This window comes from Caulobacter sp. 10L414, from assembly GCF_056395525.1.
Genome location: NZ_JBFTJR010000078.1, coordinates 1 through 14,738 on the forward strand (window position 1 = coordinate 1; position 14,738 = coordinate 14,738).

17 protein-coding genes are annotated in these 14,738 nt (G+C 69.3%); 7 read left to right on the top strand and 10 right to left on the bottom strand.

Going from position 1 to position 14,738, the window contains the following annotated elements; translation table 11 throughout:
- The first annotated feature begins 101 nt into the window (after positions 1–101).
- Genes AC1DCG_RS22410 through rodA form a run of 3 tightly spaced genes read left to right on the top strand, consistent with a single transcriptional unit; the run spans position 102 to position 3,809 of the window.
- The gene (locus AC1DCG_RS22410) at positions 102–611 is read left to right on the top strand and encodes a hypothetical protein (protein ID WP_165261983.1); all 510 of its coding nucleotides are present in this window, start codon (positions 102–104) and stop codon (positions 609–611) included.
- A 4-nt stretch (positions 612–615) separates the two neighbouring features.
- Entirely contained in the window at positions 616–2,655 is a 2,040-nt protein-coding gene (gene mrdA, locus AC1DCG_RS22415; RefSeq protein ID WP_477041682.1) for a penicillin-binding protein 2, read from the top strand.
- Complete coding sequence (rodA, locus tag AC1DCG_RS22420; protein ID WP_477030847.1) at positions 2,652–3,809, top strand: rod shape-determining protein RodA; 1,158 nt, start codon at positions 2,652–2,654, stop codon at positions 3,807–3,809. The genes mrdA and rodA overlap by 4 nt, the downstream gene beginning before the upstream one ends.
- Here rodA and AC1DCG_RS22425 read toward each other — a convergent pair whose 3' ends face one another.
- The 4 genes from AC1DCG_RS22425 to AC1DCG_RS22440 all read right to left on the bottom strand — a co-directional run bounded on the left by AC1DCG_RS22425 (position 3,810) and on the right by AC1DCG_RS22440 (position 5,928).
- Positions 3,810–4,238: an OmpA family protein gene (locus tag AC1DCG_RS22425; RefSeq protein WP_477030846.1), complete on the bottom strand. Its 429-nt coding sequence runs from the start codon at positions 4,236–4,238 to the stop codon at positions 3,810–3,812. It lies immediately after the preceding gene.
- A gap of 51 nt (positions 4,239–4,289) precedes the next feature.
- Positions 4,290–4,586, bottom strand: coding sequence for a winged helix-turn-helix domain-containing protein (locus AC1DCG_RS22430; RefSeq protein ID WP_165261991.1), 297 nt, complete (start codon positions 4,584–4,586; stop codon positions 4,290–4,292).
- 2 nt (positions 4,587–4,588) lie between these two features.
- Positions 4,589–5,158: a hypothetical protein gene (locus tag AC1DCG_RS22435; RefSeq protein WP_477030845.1), complete on the bottom strand. Its 570-nt coding sequence runs from the start codon at positions 5,156–5,158 to the stop codon at positions 4,589–4,591.
- Positions 5,159–5,289: 131 nt separating this feature from the next.
- Positions 5,290–5,928 (bottom strand): LysE/ArgO family amino acid transporter, encoded by a 639-nt coding sequence (locus tag AC1DCG_RS22440; RefSeq protein WP_477030844.1) that lies wholly within the window; start codon positions 5,926–5,928, stop codon positions 5,290–5,292.
- A gap of 69 nt (positions 5,929–5,997) precedes the next feature.
- On the opposite strand from AC1DCG_RS22440, the gene AC1DCG_RS22445 reads away from it, so the two are divergent.
- Entirely contained in the window at positions 5,998–6,903 is a 906-nt protein-coding gene (locus tag AC1DCG_RS22445) for a LysR family transcriptional regulator ArgP (RefSeq protein ID WP_477036829.1), read from the top strand.
- Between the two features lie 143 nt (positions 6,904–7,046).
- On the opposite strand, the gene AC1DCG_RS22450 is transcribed toward AC1DCG_RS22445, so the two are convergent.
- Complete coding sequence (locus tag AC1DCG_RS22450) at positions 7,047–8,303, bottom strand: DNA polymerase IV (RefSeq protein WP_477030842.1); 1,257 nt, start codon at positions 8,301–8,303, stop codon at positions 7,047–7,049.
- Positions 8,300–8,956: an HAD family hydrolase gene (locus AC1DCG_RS22455; RefSeq protein WP_165262001.1), complete on the bottom strand. Its 657-nt coding sequence runs from the start codon at positions 8,954–8,956 to the stop codon at positions 8,300–8,302. Before AC1DCG_RS22455 ends, AC1DCG_RS22450 begins: the two co-directional genes overlap by 4 nt.
- A gap of 123 nt (positions 8,957–9,079) precedes the next feature.
- On the opposite strand from AC1DCG_RS22455, the gene AC1DCG_RS22460 reads away from it, so the two are divergent.
- Both AC1DCG_RS22460 and AC1DCG_RS22465 read left to right on the top strand, forming a co-directional pair.
- A complete protein-coding gene (locus AC1DCG_RS22460; protein WP_101711412.1) occupies positions 9,080–9,448 on the top strand; it encodes a response regulator in 369 nt (122 codons plus the stop codon).
- Between the two features lie 6 nt (positions 9,449–9,454).
- On the top strand, positions 9,455–10,819 hold the full coding sequence (locus AC1DCG_RS22465; RefSeq protein WP_165262003.1) for a PleD family two-component system response regulator: 1,365 nt from the start codon (positions 9,455–9,457) through the stop codon (positions 10,817–10,819).
- A gap of 153 nt (positions 10,820–10,972) precedes the next feature.
- Here AC1DCG_RS22465 and AC1DCG_RS22470 read toward each other — a convergent pair whose 3' ends face one another.
- The 4 genes from AC1DCG_RS22470 to AC1DCG_RS22485 all read right to left on the bottom strand — a co-directional run bounded on the left by AC1DCG_RS22470 (position 10,973) and on the right by AC1DCG_RS22485 (position 13,230).
- Entirely contained in the window at positions 10,973–11,725 is a 753-nt protein-coding gene (locus tag AC1DCG_RS22470; RefSeq protein ID WP_477036830.1) for a glutaminyl-peptide cyclotransferase, read from the bottom strand.
- Between the two features lie 90 nt (positions 11,726–11,815).
- Entirely contained in the window at positions 11,816–11,983 is a 168-nt protein-coding gene (rpmG, locus tag AC1DCG_RS22475) for a 50S ribosomal protein L33 (protein ID WP_004620056.1), read from the bottom strand.
- 81 nt (positions 11,984–12,064) lie between these two features.
- Complete coding sequence (locus AC1DCG_RS22480) at positions 12,065–12,508, bottom strand: DUF6265 family protein (protein ID WP_477030838.1); 444 nt, start codon at positions 12,506–12,508, stop codon at positions 12,065–12,067.
- A gap of 2 nt (positions 12,509–12,510) precedes the next feature.
- On the bottom strand, positions 12,511–13,230 hold the full coding sequence (locus AC1DCG_RS22485; RefSeq protein ID WP_477030837.1) for an NUDIX hydrolase: 720 nt from the start codon (positions 13,228–13,230) through the stop codon (positions 12,511–12,513).
- Between the two features lie 120 nt (positions 13,231–13,350).
- Between AC1DCG_RS22485 and AC1DCG_RS22490 the strand changes: the two genes are divergently transcribed.
- On the top strand, positions 13,351–14,655 hold the full coding sequence (locus AC1DCG_RS22490) for an amidohydrolase (RefSeq protein ID WP_205691799.1): 1,305 nt from the start codon (positions 13,351–13,353) through the stop codon (positions 14,653–14,655).
- Positions 14,656–14,738 lie beyond the last annotated feature (83 nt).

The following is a 14,738-nucleotide window of genomic DNA, read 5'->3' on the forward strand; positions in this document are numbered from 1 at the left end:
CCCAAGCCGACCACGACGCCCGCCGCGACGACGACCCGGCCGCCCGCCGCGGCCCGTCCCGCAACCAGCACGCCGGCGACCGCGCCGGCCCGGACGCCGCAATGACCGGCGCCCGGCCCCTCAATCCGGGGCGCTGGCTGGGCGTCCCCATGCTGTTCGTGATCCTGGCGACGATCCTGTTCGCCGCGCCGATCCGCATGTGGGGCCTGCAGCTGCCCGAGCCGATCTTCGCCATGGTCCCGGCCTTCGCCTGGGCCGTGATCCGCCCGTCGATCCTGGCCCCGTTCGCGCTGCTGCTGCTGGGCCTGTTCCTCGACACCTTCTGGGGCGGTCCCACGGGCCTGTGGGGCCTGTCGCTGCTGGTCGCCTACGCCTGCGTGCTGGCGGGCCGCAACATGCTGACCGGCCAGAGCCGGCCCATGCTGTGGGCCTGGTACGCCGGGGCCAGCGCGCTTTCCATGACCGCCGGCTTCCTGTTCACGATGATGGACAGCCTGGCCATGCCCAGCCTGGTGGCCGTGTTCTGGCAGTTCCTGGCCACGGCGCTGCTGTTCCCGTTCGCGCACCGGCTGATCGATCGCTTCGAAGACGCCGACGTCCGGTTCCGGTGAGGCGATGAGCGAACCGTCGATCTTCTTCTTCGAGGTCAACGAGCGGCAGGGGGTCTTCCACCGCCGCGCGTTCCTGCTCGGCGGCCTGGCCGGCGCGGGCCTGCTGACCCTGACCGGCCGCCTGGCCCAGCTGCAGCTGGTCGAGGCCCAGCGCTACCAGAAGCTTTCGGCCGGCAACCAGTTCAACTACCGCCTGGTGCCGCCGCCGCGCGGCCTGATCCTCGACCRCAACGGCGTGGCCCTGGCCTCGAACCGCCCGAACTTTCGCCTGATGGTGATCAAGGAGAAGGGCATGGACGTCGAGGCCACCCTCGACGACCTGGCGACCCTGGTGCCGATCGACGGCACGCGCCGCGCCCGCCTGCTCAAGGACATCAACAACGCTCCGCGCAAGGCGCCGGTGGTGGTGATGGAGGACATGACCTGGGAGGAGTTCTCCCGGATCAACATCCGCGCGCCCGAACTGCCCAACATCAGCGCCGACATGGGCGAGGTGCGGGTCTATCCGTTCGGCGGCGCCTTCGCCCACGTCATCGGCTATGTCGCCAAGGTGTCCGACCGCGACGTCGAGGCGGCCAGGAAGGATCCGACCCAAGACCAGGAACTGCTGCACAACCCCGGCTTCCGCATCGGTCGCCAGGGCGTGGAGAAGGCCTTCGACCTCGACCTGCGCGGCCGCGCGGGGGCCATCAAGGCCGAGGTCGATGCGCAGGGCCGCGTGGTCAGCCTGGACCCGGCCGGCGACATCCCCGCCACGCCCGGCAAGGAAGTGCGCCTCACCCTCGACGCCGACATCCAGAACCGCGCCCTCGAGGTGATGGGCGAGGAGAGCGGCGCCATCGTCGTCATGGACGTGCGCAACGGCGACCTGCTGGCCATGGTCTCGGCCCCCAGCTTCGACGCCAACCGCTTCGTGAAGGGCCTGTCGGGCGCGGAGTACCGGGCGCTGTCGGAGTACGAGCGCAAGCCGCTGCTCGACAAGGCGATGACCGGCACCTATCCGCCGGGCTCGACCTTCAAGCCCACGGTGGGCCTGGCCGCGCTGGCGGCCGGCATCGATCCGAACATCCGCATCAACTGCCCGGGCAGCTGGTACTACGGCGGCCGCACCTGGCGCTGCTGGCAGAAGGGCGGCCACGGCCCCCAGAACATGCACGACGCCATCAAGAACTCGTGCGACATCTACTTCTACCAGACGGCGCTGAAGATCGGCCCCGACGCCATCGCCACGGCCGCCCGCGGCGTGGGCTTCGGCGAGATCTTCGACATCGGCATTCCCGGCCAGAAGAAGGGCATCGTCCCCGACCGCGAGTGGAAGAAGCGGGCCTTCAAGCGCAATCCGGCCAACCAGATCTGGTTTCCGGGCGAAACCCCCAGCTACGGCATCGGCCAGGGCGCGCTCAGCGTCAACGCGCTGCAGCTGGCGGTGATGACCGCGCGCCTGGCCAACGGCCGCAAGGCCCTGAACCCGCGCCTGATCAAGTCGGTCGGCGGCGTCGAGCAGCCCAGCGGCGCCGACGTGCCTGACATGCCGTTCTCTAAGGAGCACCTCGACTACGTGCGCGGCGGCATGGCGGCCGTGGCCAACGACGTGCGCGGCACGGCCTATCGCCAGAGCCAGCTGGGCCTGGGCGACGTGCAGATGGCCGGCAAGACCGGTACGGCCCAGGTCCGCAGCTACGACAAGGTCAAGAGCCGCAACAGCGCCTCGGTGCAGTGGAAGCTCAAGGACCACAACCTGTTCGTGGCCTTCGCGCCCTTTGACGATCCGCGCTACGCCGTGGCGGTGCTGGTCGAGCACGGCGGCCTGGGCGGCGCCACCGCCGGCGCGCCGCGCGCCCGCGAGGTCATGCGTGTGGCCCTCCTGAAGGATCCGGAGATCCGCGCCCGCATCGAACGTCCCATGCCTCTGCCCGAGGCCCCGGTCGAGACCGCGGACGGCGTCGTCGAAGGCGCCGCGCCCGACGAGCCGGAGGAGGGCGCTCCGCCGCCGCCCGAGGCGACCCCGACGACCGGCCAGCCACCCCAGGGAGGCCACATATGACCCTCAGCGGCGGCCTCTCCCGGCCCGGCGAACGCGATCGGCCGATCATCAAGTTCATGGAGATCGACTGGACCTTCTGCCTGCTCCTGTGCCTGATCGCGGGCTCGGGCGCGCTGATGCTGTTCTCGATCGCGGGCGCCTCGTGGGAGCCCTGGGCCGACAAGCACCTGCTTCGTTTCGGCCTCTACTTCATCATGATGATCATCCTGGCGATGGTCGACCTGCGGGTCTGGTTCACCCTGGCCTATCCGATCTATGGGGTGGGCCTTCTGCTTCTGGTGGCCGTGGAGCTGATCGGCGACGTGTCGCTGGGCGCCCAGCGCTGGCTGTCGATCGGCGGCTTCCGCTTCCAGCCGTCCGAGATCATGAAGATCGGCGTGGTGCTGGCCCTGGCCCGCTACTACCACGGCCTGTCGGCCGACAGCGCCCGGTTCTCCTGGCGGCTGCTGGTTCCGTTGGCGATGATCGGCGCGCCGGTGCTGCTGGTGGCCCACCAGCCCGACCTCGGCACCGCCATGCTGATCGCCATGACGGGCCTGGCCATCGTGGTGCTGGCGGGGCTGTCTTGGCGGGTGATCGCCACCGGCGTCATCGGCGCCCTGGTGGCCATCCCGCCCTTCGTGCTGTTCGTGCTGCACGACTATCAGCGCAAGCGCGTGCTGACCTTCCTCAACCCCGAGGCCGACCAGTCGGGTTCGGGCTACCACATCTACCAGTCGAAGATCGCCCTGGGCTCAGGCGGCCTGCTCGGCAAGGGCTTCGGCCTCGGCTCGCAGAGCCAGCTGAACTTCCTGCCGGAAAAGCAGACCGACTTCATCTTCGCCACCCTGGCCGAAGAGTTCGGCTTCGTCGGCTGCCTGTGGGTGCTGGCGCTGTACGGCGTGGTCATCTTCATGGCGCTGCGCATCGCCTCGATCAGCCACAGCCACTTCGGACGTCTGGCCGCCTCGGGCGTGACGGCGACCTTCGCCCTCTACGTGCTGATCAACGGGGCCATGGTCATGGGCCTGGCGCCGGTCGTGGGCGTGCCCATGCCGATGCTGTCTTACGGCGGCACCGTGATGATGACCGTGATGATCGGCTTTGGCCTCGTGCAGGCCGTGCGCGTGCACCGCTACACCGAAGTGACCAGCGGCAAGGGCTCGCTGATGTAGTCAGCGCGGCGGCGCGGTCGGGTCCTTCAGGATCACGATCACGCGGTTGTTGAGGGGCTCGGCGACCTCGTCGCCGCTGGACACCGCCGGCTGGCTCTCTCCCTGGGCGACGATCTCGAGCCGGTCCGCCGGAGCGCCGGCCTTGATCAGGGCCTGCCTGACCAGCTCGGCGCGCCGGGCCGAAAGCTGCATGTTGCGATCCGCCGGACCCAGTGAGTCGGTGTGCCCCGTGACCAGGATCCTGGCCGGCTTGTAGAGCTCGATCTGCCTGACGGCCTCGCCGATCGCCGGGCGCGAACTGTCCCGCATGTCCATGGGGCCGGGGCCGAAATAGATCAGCAGCTCGTCATAGGTGTGGAGCACCGGCGGCGGAGGCGGCGGAGGCGTCGGGGCGCCCTGCAGGGCGGCGGCGATAAGCAATACGATCATGGCGGGCGCCACTGTGGCGCCCGCCATTCCATCGTTCAATCTTCGCTTGCGTCAGTCGATCCCTTCGACCAGTTCGCGCAGGTAGGCGACGTGGTCCCTGAAGGCCTTGGCGCCGGTCGGCGTGACCTTGGCCCGGGTCCGGGGACGCTTGCCGACGTGGTCCTTCAGGATCTCGACATAGCCGGCCTTCTCCAGGGCGGTCAGGTGGCTGCCCAGGTTGCCGTCGGTGGCCTGGGTGATCGTCTTCAGGCGCGAGAATTCCGGCGGCTCGCCGTCGCGCTCGGCATAGAGGGCGGCCATGATCTTCAGGCGCAGGGGCTGGTGGATCAGGTCGTCGGCCTTGGCCATGCTCACGCCCTCGCCAGCCAGACGCCGCTGACGAACAGCGCCACGCTGGCGCTGGCCATCCAGAAGGCGAGGATCTCGGGGAAGGCGTAGAACCCGACCAGGGTCAGGGCGAACATCACCGCGCCGATCCCCAGATAGCGCCCTGCCACGAACACCCCGACAGCCGCGTAGATCGCGCCCACCATCAGGCCCGGAAAGGCCAGGTAGGCGGCCGGATCGGTGGGGCGCAGCACGTAGAAGGTCGACATCACGAACACGATGGCCACCGCCATGCCGCCCATCATCTTCAGCGAGCTGCGGTCGCTCTTGGCGCCGGCGGCGCGCGTGGCCTTTTCCGCGGGACGGGCCAGCAGGATCGAGCCGATCGCGCCGACCGTATCGAGCACCAGCCACACCCATCCCCACTGGTGCGACGGCAGCAGGCCCATGCTGAGATAGCCCAGCATCCAGATCACGCTCCACAGCATCAGGATCGGTCCGCCGATCCGATAGCCGCGCAGGGTGGCGCCCCGGCGGGTGGTCGCCTGTATGTCGGCCAGCGCGGCGGCGGCCTCGTCCTTGGTCAGCACCATCACATCCTCCATGGAGCTCAAAGCTCTCTGTGGTGCAGGGTGGCGTTGTTGATTTGCTCTGTCAAGCAGAGTCCTCTGGGTGATGTCTTGGCCGTTGTCCGAGCATTCCGGCCGGGGAGGGCCGTTTCCGCCTAGCGGCCGGCCGCCCCGACCAGCAGGCTGGCGGCCAGCAGCAGCATCACCGCCCCGATGACGAGATCGAGCACGCGCCAGGCGGCGGGGCGCGCGAACAGCGGGACCAGGAAGCGGGCCCCGAAGCCCAGGGCCGAGAACCACGACAGGCTGGCCAGGGCCGCGCCGGCCATGAACAGCGGCCGTTCGCCGGCCGGCAGGCTGGCGCCGACCGCGCCCATCAGCATCACCGTATCGATGTAGACGTGCGGGTTGAGGAAGGTGAAGGCGGCCGTTCCGGCCAGCGCCGCCCCCAGGGTGATGCTCGGCTGGTCGGCCAGGGCCAGGGCTTCGGGATTGGTGGCTCGGCGCAGCGCGCTGACGCCGTACCAAGCCAGGAACGCCGCGCCGCCCAGGCTGAGCGCCAGCGACAGTCCCGGAACCAGCGCCAGCACCGCGCCCAGCCCGTTGACGCCGGCGATGATCAGCGTGGCGTCGGCCAGGGCGCAGAACAGCACGATCGGCGCCACATGCTCGCGCTTCAGCCCCTGGCGCAGGACGAACATGTTCTGCGCGCCGATGGCGACGATCAGGCCGGCCGAGAGGGCGAAGCCCTTTGCGAAGGCCGGGGCGAAGGCGGGGAGGAGGGCGGTGCTCATGACCGTCTTGATGGCGGCGACGGCGCCTGTAGTCTAACTAAGGATGCTAAATCAAAATTAGGCTGGCTAATGCTGGACTACGCCTCCCTGGCCGCCGTGGCGGCGGTCGCCCGCGAGGGGGCGTTCGACAAGGCCGCCGCCGTGCTGGGCGTCACGCCCTCGGCCGTATCCCAGCGGGTGAAGGGGCTGGAGGAGCGCCTGGGGGCGGTGCTGCTGACCCGCGGCCAGCCTTGCCGTCCCACAGAGATCGGCGCACGGCTGTGCGCCCATGTCGAGCAGGTGCGGCTGCTGGAGGGCGATCTGGTCGCCGACCTGCCGCGCCTGGCCGATCTGGCCGAGGGACCGGCCGTGGTCCGCATCGCCGTCAACGCCGACAGCGTCAGCACCTGGTTCCCGCTGGCCGCTGCGCGCTTCGCCGAAGAGACCGGCGCCATGCTCGATCTCGTCATGGAGGATGAGGCGCACACCGCCGAGCGCCTGCGCGACGGCGAGGTGCTGGCCGCCGTCACCGCCGATCCGGCGCCGGTCGTCGGCTGCAAGACCTATCCGCTGGGCGCGATCGAGTATCTGGCCACGGCCAGCCCCGCCTTCATGGCCCGCGTCTTCCCGGATGGTTTCGACGTCGAGCGCCTGCGCCACGCGCCGCTGCTGCGCTTCGACCGCCGCGATGGCCTGCAGGCCCGCTGGGCGCAGGAGGCGCTGGGCGTGCGCCCCGAAGGGCCGGTGCACTGGACGCCCGCCACGCAGGGCATGCTCGACATGAACCTGGCGGGCCTGGGCTGGGCGATGACGCCGCGCACGCTGGCAGAGCCGCACCTGGCCTCCGGACGGCTGGTCGAACTGCCGCCGGGCCACGCCATATCCGTCGCCCTCTACTGGCAGCGAACGAGGCTGTCCGCGCGGCTGCTCGACCAGTTAACCCAGGCCGTGCGGACGACGGCGGGCGAGGCGTTGAGCGCCGACGCCGGTCAATAGCCGCGAACCTGAACCGATTTTTCTCCGTGCATCCCCGCGAAGGCGGGGATCCAAGCCGAGCCCGGGGGCAATCCGCCACCGCGCCCCCTCCCGAATGTCAGCTTGGGTCCCCGCCTTCGCGGGGAAGGACGGCTGTTTGGTCCCTACTTGCTCTTCAACGCTCGGCCGGTGACGACGGCGCCAAGGCCGAACTTGCCGCGCAGGGCGTCGATCGCGGTCTCGCTCTTCAGCGCCCGGCGCTCGTCGCCGGCGAAGAAGTCGTCGGCCGCGCCGGCGGCCGGGACGAACTCGGTCAGGCCCGCGCCGATCAGGCGGTAGGACCGTCCGGCCGGCTCGGCGGCCAGCAGTTCGCGCGCCACCTGGAACAGGGTCTGGGCCGTCTGGGTGGGGACGGGCAAGGTGCGGCGACGGGTGTGGATCTTGAAGTCGGGCGTGCGCAGCTTCAGCGTCGCCACGCGGCCGGCCACCTCCTCGCGGCGCACCTGCCGGGCCACCTTCTCGCAGAGGGGCCATAGCTGGTCCTCCAGGTCTTCCCGGCGATAGAGGTCGTCGTTGAAGGTGGTCTCGGCGCTGATGGTCTTGCGCACGCTGTCGGGATCGACGGCCCGGGCGTCCTCGCCATGGGCCAGGCGATGCAGGCGCAGGCCGCCCGCGCCAAGTTCCCTGGCCAGCATCTTCAGGTCGGCGTTGGCGATGTCGCCGACCGTGCGCAGGCCCAGCCCCGCGAGGCTGCTCACCGTGGCCGGACCCACGCCCGGCAGGATCGACACCGGCTTGGTCGCCAGGAACGCCACCGCCTCGGCCGCGCCGATGGCCGAGAAGCCGCGCGGCTTGTCCAGCTCCGAGGCGATCTTGGCCAGGAACTTGTTGGGGGCCAGGCCGATGGAGACGGTCAGGTTCTGTTCGGCCTCGATGTCGCGCTGCACCTTGGCCAGCATCACCGCCGGCGGCGCGCCGTGCAGGCGTTCGGTGCCGGAAAGGTCAATCCAGGCCTCGTCCAGCGACAGCGGCTGGACCAACGGGGTCAGGGTCGAGAGGCGGGCCATGATCAGCGCGCTCTCGTGCTTGTACTTGGCGAAGTTGGGCTTCACCACGACGGCGTCGGGGCACAGCTGCAGCGCCTTGAACATCGGCATGGCCGAGCGCGCGCCGCTCATGCGGGCGATGTAGCAGGCCGTGGTGACCACGCCCCGCTTGCCGCCGCCGACGATCACCGGCTTGTCGCGCAAGGTGGGATCGTCACGCTTCTCGACCGAGGCGTAGAAGGCGTCGCAGTCCAGGTGCGCCATCGACAGGGCGCCCAGTTCCTCGTGGAAGACCGTGCGCGGCGAGCCGCACGACGGGCAGCGCGGCGCCTTGCGCTCGCCGGTCCAGAGACAGTCCCTGCAGAGGGCCTTCATCGTGCGTCGAGCGCCAGCGCCTCGCGGATGGCGACCTTGAGGTCGGGCCACAGGTCGATGCGGGCGTGGCGGTCGGGCGCGCTGGGGGCCAGAGGGCGCAGCCGCTCGTCGGCCACCATCTGGAAGCGACGGACGCTCGGGGCGTACTCGGCCACTGATTCCAGCTGCGGCAGCAGGTCGTCGACGAACACTGCGGGCGCCTCGACCCGCCCGGCCAGGTCGGCCGCGGACGGTCCCTTGGGGCCGGCGTTGATGATCAGCGGATAGTCGAAGCCGTGGGTCTTCAGCCAGCGGGCGCGGGTCTGGCGGCCGTGCTCGGGCGCGTTGGTCAGGATCACGACGTTGGCGTCCAGCGACAGGTCGGCCAGGGCGTCGGCCGCGCCCACGGCCGGCTCCAGGTCCTCGCCGCCGTCACGGAAGAAGTCGTCGAACAGGGCCCGGCCGGCGATCAGGTCCAGGTGCTCGGTCTCGCCCGGGCGATAGATGTTCTGGAACAGCGCGAAGCGATCGACGCGCAGTTCGAAGCCGTGCCGGCCGATGAATGCGCCGAAGCCGGCCATGAAGCGGGCCAGCACTTCGTCGACGTCCACGATGACGAGCGGGCGGTGCGCATCCAGCGTGCAGGTCTTGAGGTCGGGAGAGCGGGCGTCCATTTGTGTGCGATCGGTCGTTGGAAACGCGATTAGCGCGGGCTTAAGGATATTCGTGCGATCTGAGGATGAAGAAGCGGCGCGAATCCCTCACGTGTCGCCACGGACCGTATGGTCGGGGTCAGGATGACGAAGAAGGTCCTCATCGTCGAGGATAACGAGCTGAACATGAAGCTGTTTCATGATCTGCTCGAGGCCCAGGGCTACGAGACCCTGCAGACCCGCGAGGGACTGCAGGCGCTGTCGATCGCCCGTGAACACCGCCCTAACTTGATCCTCATGGACATCCAGCTGCCCGAGATTTCGGGTCTGGAAGTGACCAAGTGGCTCAAGGAGGACGACGATCTGTCACATATACCCGTGGTCGCTGTTACGGCATTTGCGATGAAGGGCGATGAAGAGCGGATTCGCGAGGGCGGCTGCGAGGCGTATATCTCGAAGCCCATCTCGGTGTCGCACTTCCTCGACACCATCCGCCGACTGCTGGAGAGGTAACAGGCCGTGAGCGCGCGAATCCTCGTCGTCGACGACATCGAGGCCAATGTGCGCCTGCTCGAGGCCAAGCTTTCGGCCGAGTATTATCAGGTCTCCTACGCCTATGACGGCCCGACCGCTCTGGCCAAGGCGGCCGAGGAGCTGCCCGACATCATCCTGCTCGACGTGATGATGCCCGGCATGGACGGCTTCACCGTCTGCCGCAAGCTCAAGGAAGACGCCGCCACCCGCCACATCCCGGTGGTGCTCGTCACCGCCCTCGACGGGCGCGCCGATCGCATCCAGGGCCTGGAGGCGGGCGCCGCCGACTTCCTCACCAAACCCATTGACGACGTCATGCTGTTCGCCCGCGTGCGCAGCCTGACCCGCCTGAAGATGGTCATTGACGAACTGCGCCAACGCGAGGCCTCGGGCCGCCGCATCGGCGTGATCGCCGGCGCCGCCGCCCGCCTCGACGGCATTGGCGGCCGGGTGCTGATCGTCGACGACAACGAACGCCAGGCCCAGCGCGTCGCCACCGAACTGGCGGTCGAGCACCGCCCGGTCATCGAGACCGACCTGGCCAAGGCCGAGATCAGCGCCAGCGGTCCGGTCGACCTGGTCATCGTCAACGCCGCCGCCCGCGGCTTCGACGGCCTGCGCTTCTCGGCGGCCCTGCGCTCGAACGAACGCACTCGCCACCTGCCGATCCTGGCCGTGGTGGATCCCGACGACCGCCCGCGGATGGTCAAGGCGCTGGATATCGGCGTCAACGACGTGCTGCCGCGCCCGATCGACCCGCAGGAGCTGGCCGCCCGCGTCCGCACCCAGGTGCGTCGCAAGCGCTACACCGACTATCTGCGCAACAACCTCGACCACTCGCTGGAGCTGGCCGTCACCGATCCGCTGACCGGCCTGCACAACCGCCGCTACATGACCGGCCAGCTGTCGGCCCTGGTCAACCGCGCCACCATGGGCGGCGACCCGGTCTCGGCCCTGCTGATCGACATCGACTACTTCAAGAAGATCAACGACGGCTTCGGCCACGACGTCGGCGACGAGGTGCTGCGCGAGTTCGCCCTGCGCCTGGCCTCGAACGTGCGCGCCATCGACCTGCCTTGCCGCTACGGCGGCGAGGAGTTCACGGTGATCATGCCCGACACCCAGCTGGCCGACGCCGTGCGCATCGCCGAGCGCATCCGCATGCACGTGGCCGGCTCGCCGTTCCGCGTGGCCGGCGGCCAGGAAATGCTGACGGTGACCATCTCGGTCGGCGTCTCGGCCACCACCGGCGCGGGCGACACCCCCGAGGCCCTGCTCAAGCGCGCCGACAGCGGCGTCTACGAAGCCAAGGCCGCCGGCCGCAACGCCGTGGTCTGCAAGGCGGCTTAAGTTCCCCTCTCCCAGAGGGAGAGGGAGGGGCCCATGCGAAGCATGGGAGGGGGAGGGGTTACGCCGTCGACCGGCGTGCTGGCACGCCGTCTTCAGTCCCTAACCCCTCATCCGGCGGCCTTCGACCGCCACCTTCTCCCTATGGGAGAAGGGTCATTTGAGAACCTTGATCTCGAACAGCCACGGCCAGAACTTGCCCGTGACGAAGATGCGGTCGGCCTTGGCGTCGTAGGCTATGCCATTCAGCACGTCGGCGCGGGCGGCCTCCTGCGGCGTCAGCAAGCCGGACAGGTCCAGGCGCCCGACCACCTTTCCGGTCTTGGGATCGATCCGCACGATCTGCTCGGTCTGCCAGATGTTGGCCCAGACCTCGCCCTTGATGAACTCCAGCTCGTTGATCTGGTCCACGGGCTTGCCATCGTCGGTCACCTTCACCCGGCCGGTTTCCTTCAGCGTCTTGGGGTCCAGGAACCGCAGCTCGTCGGTGCCGTCGCTCATGATGATGCGGCGGTCGTCCTTGGTCAGGGCCCAGCCCTCGCCGGCGTAGCTGAAGGTCGACTTGACGGCGAAGGTCGAGCGGTCGCGCACGAAGCCGATGCCGTTCTGCCAGGTCAGCTGGATGATCTGGTCGCCCCAGTCGACGATGCCCTCGCCGAAGTACTTGGGATCAAGGTCGGCCTGCTGCTGCACCGCGCCGGTCTCCAGGTCCACCTTGCGCACCCACGAGCGGCCTTCCAGCCCCGTGCTCTCATAGAGCTGGCCGTCGCGCACCAGCAGGCCCTCGGTGAAGGCCTGGCGGTCGTGGGGATAGGTGCGGACCACCTCGTAGCTCTGCACCGGCGCGGGCTCGGCGCAGGCGGGCAGGGCGGCCATGACGGAGAAGGCGAGGGCGAGGCGAACGATCACGCGATGAACCTATTCCAGGGACCGGAAAAACAAAAACGCCCGACGTTGCCGCCGGGCGTTTTCGAGAATCGTCGGTGCGACGAGGCGATCTTACTTGATCTTGCCTTCGCGGAATTCGACGTGCTTGCGCACGACCGGGTCGTACTTCTTCAGCACCATCTTCTCGGTCTTGGTGCGGGCGTTCTTCTTGGTGACGTAGAAGAAGCCGGTGTCCGCCGTCGAATTCAGGCGGATCTTGATCGAAGCCGGTTTGGCCATGGTCGTATCCCTGCGGTGGTCGCGCAGGTCTCCGCGCGGTCGAAATGAGAGGCGCGGAACATACGCATCAACGGGCCAAAGTCAATCGGCGCCTGAACATCGTTTGTACGGGAAGTCCACGGACCGCGCCTTGCTGCCGATTTCGCCCTCGATCCGGCCCAGAAGCCCGTCCTGGCCCTGGCTTTTGTAGATCACGCGCTGGGGAAAGTCGTGGGCGGGGTTCTCGAACACCAGCTCGCCGGGCGCGGCGCTTTTCAGCGGGAAGGCCGCGGCCGGCTGGCCCGAGGGCAGGGCGAAGAAGGTGAGTCGCCCGTCGGCCTCCTGGATTCGGGTGAACTCGTAGGCGCGCGCCTTGCCCTCGCGCACGGTGCGGCTCATGCCCAGCATCATGCCGCCGCCGGGCGCCAGCCACTGCTCCTCGACGACGCCGTTCGGGCGCTCCTGCCGCCAGCAGCCGGCGAGGAAGGCGGCCTGGTCGATCGCGGGCGCCGGGGCGGCCTGCAGGGCGAGGAGGAGGGCGAGCATGGTCAAAGCTCCGTCAGCACGGCGTTGCCGCGCAGGAATCGCATGAACGGCGCGGGGCGGTTGGGGTCTTTCAGGCGAAACGCCGACTCGCGCAGCACCATGCGGGTGATGCTGGGCAGGTCGAGGTCGCGGGTCTCCTCGAAGGTGACCCAGGCGATCTCGTCCAGCTCGCCGCAGTCTGGCTGCGGCTCCAGGCTGAGCAGGGCGCTGGCCGGGGCCATGAAGAAGCGGGCGTCGAAGCGGCGCGGCCGGTAGGGCGGGGTGATGGCCCTGGCCACGAAGCTCAGCGGCGACAGGTCGGGCAAGGCGCCCTGGGCCAGGAACGGCCGCCAGGCGCCCGCCGCCGGGCGGGCCTGCGCGCTCTTGGCCAGCAGCAGGCCCGTTTCCTCGAAGGTCTCGCGCACGGCCGCCAGCGCCAGGGCCCGGGCCAGGCGCGCGGGCGAGGGGTGGCGGGGCTCGGTGGTCAGGCGCACGGCGACCTCGGGGGCGAGTTCGGTCGCCGACGGCGCGCCATAGTCGCCGCGATCGACCCGGCCGCCGGGAAACACCCACTTGCTGGCCATGAAGGCATGGCCGCGATTGCGACGGCCCATCAGCACCCGCGGGACGGGGCCGTCGTCGCGCACCACGATCAGCGTGGCGGCATGGCGCGGACGGATGACGCCGGAGGCGGGGTCCAGCGCCTCGCCGTCGTCCTTGGAGTCGAATGCAGGCTCGGTCATGAGCGAAGCTTAGTCTTCGGCGGGCGCGTGGAAAGCCGTTCCTTAGGTAAAGCGTCGGCGGCCTTGACCCGGCGGCCGGAACCGCCAAGCTCGCCGCAAAGTCTTCTCTAGGAGTCGGGAATGGGCGTGCGCGCGAAGGTTTCGGTTCTGGCCCTGATGGCGGCGAGCGCCATGTCCGTCCCCGCATTGGCCGCGCCGGCCGCAGCCAAGGTCGAGGCGGCGGCCAAGGCGGCCCAGCCCAAGGTGGTGGCCTGGCGGCGCGACGTCCACGAGCATCCGGAACTCGGCAACCAGGAGGTCCGCACCGCGGCCCTGGTGGCCAAGGAACTGAAGGCGCTCGGCCTGGAGGTCCGCGAGGGCGTCGGCAAGACCGGCGTCGTGGGCGTGCTGAAAGGCGGCAAGCCCGGCAAGGTCGTGGCCCTGCGCGCCGACATGGACGCCCTGCCGGTGCTGGAAAAGACCGGCCTGCCGTTCGCCTCCAAGGCCACGGCCACCTGGGAAGGCAAGACCGTTCCGGTCATGCACGCCTGCGGTCACGACACCCACGTGGCCATGCTGCTGGGCGCGGCCACGGTGCTGGCGGGCATGAAGAACGACATCGCCGGCACGGTGGTGTTCATCTTCCAGCCGGCCGAGGAGGGGCCCCAGGCGGGCGACGAGGGCGGCGCCAAGCTGATGATCGCCGACGGCGCGCTCGACAACCCCAAGGTCGACGCCATCTTCGGCGTCCATATCGGCCCCGGCGACGCCCACGCCCTGAACTATCGCCCCGAAGGCTTCTATGCCGGCGCCGATCGCCTCACGATCACCGTCAAGGGCAAGCAGACCCACGGCGCGCGCCCCTGGGCCGGCATCGACATGGCCAGCATCTCGGCTGACATCGTCCAGGCCCTGAACCAGATCGCCGCCCGCCAGATCGACGTCGGGACCTCGCCCACGGTGCTGACCATCGCCACCATCAACATGGGCGTGCGCAACAACATCATCCCCGAGGACCTGGTGATGAGCGGCACGCTGCGCACCTTCACGCCCGAGCGGAAGGCCGAGGTGATCGCCAAGACCCAGAAGGCCGTGGCCGCCATCGGCGACCGCTATGGCGCCAAGGCCGAGGCGGTGTTCACCCAGCCCTATCCGGTCACCTGGAACGACGCGGCCCTGTCCAAGTGGGTCAAGGCTTCGCTGGAAAAGGCCTCGCCCGGCAAGGTCGACGACCAGGCCGCCTTGGTCACCGGCGCCGAGGACTTCTCGCTCTACGGCCAGAAGGTCCCGGCCGTGTTCGTCCAGCTGGGCGGCCGCAAGGCCGACGTGCCGGCCGCCGGCGCCCCGGCCAACCACTCGCCCTATTTCGACATCGACGAGGCGGTGCTGGAGACGGGCGTGAAGGCCGAAGTGTTCATGGCGCTGGACTACCTGGCGAAGAAGTAGGGGGAGGACCCCCTCAGTCGGCTTCGCCGACAGCTCCCCCAGAGGGGGAGCATCTTTGCGCCGGCGCCTGCAAATCCTCCCCC